Source organism: Lamprobacter sp., assembly GCF_034860625.1.
GTDB lineage: Bacteria > Pseudomonadota > Gammaproteobacteria > Chromatiales > Chromatiaceae > Lamprobacter.
In genome coordinates this window covers 1-1780 of the sequence record NZ_JAYESN010000443.1, presented here as the reverse complement: position 1 = coordinate 1780, position 1780 = coordinate 1, and the positions used below count along the sequence as shown (strand labels likewise).

Genomic DNA, 1780 nt, shown 5'->3' with positions numbered 1-1780 from the left:
TGGACGCTACGCCGACCGCAAAGGCCTCTTCGTGCTCGCCCAATCCGGACAAGCGGTCGAGATCCGCAACGACGCCGGCTTTCAGCCCAAGACCTGGTGAGCGCCTCCGACCTCCACTAGGGCGCTCCGTGACAGACCTCATCCGCGTTCCGCGGACAACACGCAAGACCCACTGCCCAAGCATCGGCTACCATGCGAGCTGTCTTCAGGGCCAGGTAGCCGGTCTAGTCAACACTCAGGCTTCCGGAATCGCATGCAACACCAAATCACCAATACCTCGCACTTCCAGCACTTGGTTGGTCAGATCCCCATCGCAATTGGCTTCTGTATATTGGATTGTTTCATACAATCTGGCCCATTGCGCAACGCGATCAAGACCCGCTTCGCGAAAGGCAATGACACCGGGGTGCAGATCGATATTTTGCGCCAGGCTGATGAAATCACCGACATTGACGGTGACGACGATCTGGCTGTGCTTGTAGGCGTACTGCCAGATCTGACTATCCGGCTTGCCCTGCAGACCTACATGAATCACAGCACTGGCTTCGATGCCCTGCTCATTGGCCCAGCGCGCTAACAGCGGCGAGAGGTTCTCGTCAATCAGCAGCTTCAATTGCGGTCCGTCGCACGGTCAAGGGCTTGGCCGGCCGGCCTGGCGCTTGGCCCATGCGCGCACTCAACTGCGCATACCGTATGGCCTTGTCGTCGAGCTGCGGGTAATCTTCCGCGATGTCGGCGAAAGCGACACCTGCCCGGAACTGTTCAACCAACTGCGCCAGCGGAACTCGCGTTCCCTTGAACACGGGCTCGCCCGAACAGACCGCGTCGTTCTGATCGAGCAGCGACGCACCGCGCCGAGCGATGCGCAACGCCTGTTGGGTGCTACGGACAATCTTGGTCAGATCCAGCGTCACCGGCACTTCGCCTGCGCGCTTTAGCCTGCGGCCCTTGCGTGCCCAACCGCCCTCGGCATGGTGTTTTACCGTCAGCACGGCATACAGGGCGCGCCGATCGTCCGGGCTCAACTGCAGGCCCTCGGCCTCCAGCGAGCCCTTCAGCTTGAAATACAACACCTCGCGGAAGGCCAGACGATGCCGCCTGCGACCATCGGCGCCAGCCTGCTGATGCAATACGCGTGAAAACTCCTGGCGGAGTTGCTTCGGGTCTTGCGCGGCTGCCGCGGCCGCGATGCGCGTCTCATAGGTGGCCAACATTGGAAAGCCTTAAATATGACTCATGATGTTGCATATTTTTACAGGCTCAGCCGGTTTAAACAAGCCAATCGGACAACGCTCGATACTCTGCGGCGACCACCGCATCGGAAAACCGCGCCACCGCCCGTTCGCGCGCTTGGGCAGCCCGTTGGCCACCGAATTGGCCATCCCGTTGGCCGCTGTCGGCTTGGCTCAACACCCAGGCGATGCCAGTTGTGGCTCAGGCGAGACGATGGCCATCGTGCGCGCCGCTTTGGCCCGGCCATCGCAGAGCAAAGCGTGTCCCTGCTGGCCAAGATCGCCGATCTACAGCAGTTGGAAGACCTGGGTGATCAGCTCCTGCTCACTGCCGACGGCACCGCCTGGCTCCAGGTGCTCCGCGAAGCCAGGAAGCCAGCCGAGAAAGGCGCCCGCCACACAAAAGCCGCGCCCGTCGAAGGCGCTTAATCTGCTGGGTTGCAAGCCCTGACACGTCTTCCGTGCCTGCTGTGAGTTTGCTTTCCTTGCGCGGGATTCCGGCTTCCAGCCGGAATGACGGAGCGGATACGTGATCAGCTCAATGGCGA

The 1780-nt window shown here is 61.2% G+C and carries 3 protein-coding genes; all 3 read right to left on the bottom strand.

All coding sequences use genetic code 11. The features are described from left to right. Nucleotides 1-235: 235 nt before the first annotated feature. Nucleotides 236-613 carry a DUF5615 family PIN-like protein gene (locus tag VBE63_RS28670; protein ID WP_323686385.1) on the bottom strand — a complete coding sequence of 126 codons (378 nt, stop codon included), beginning with the start codon at nucleotides 611-613 and terminating at the stop codon, nucleotides 236-238. Next, entirely contained in the window at nucleotides 597-1214 is a 618-nt protein-coding gene (locus VBE63_RS28665; RefSeq protein ID WP_323686384.1) for a DUF433 domain-containing protein, read from the bottom strand. Before VBE63_RS28665 ends, VBE63_RS28670 begins: the two co-directional genes overlap by 17 nt. A gap of 306 nt (nucleotides 1215-1520) precedes the next feature. Next, nucleotides 1521-1780: hypothetical protein (locus VBE63_RS28660; protein ID WP_323686383.1), on the bottom strand; the 260-nt coding region annotated here is incomplete at its 5' end.

Coding starts and splice junctions, on each gene's coding strand:
- VBE63_RS28665 (WP_323686384.1), bottom strand. CDS start 1,214: ATGTTGGCCACCTATGAGACGCGCATCGCGGCCGCGGCAGCCGCGCAA.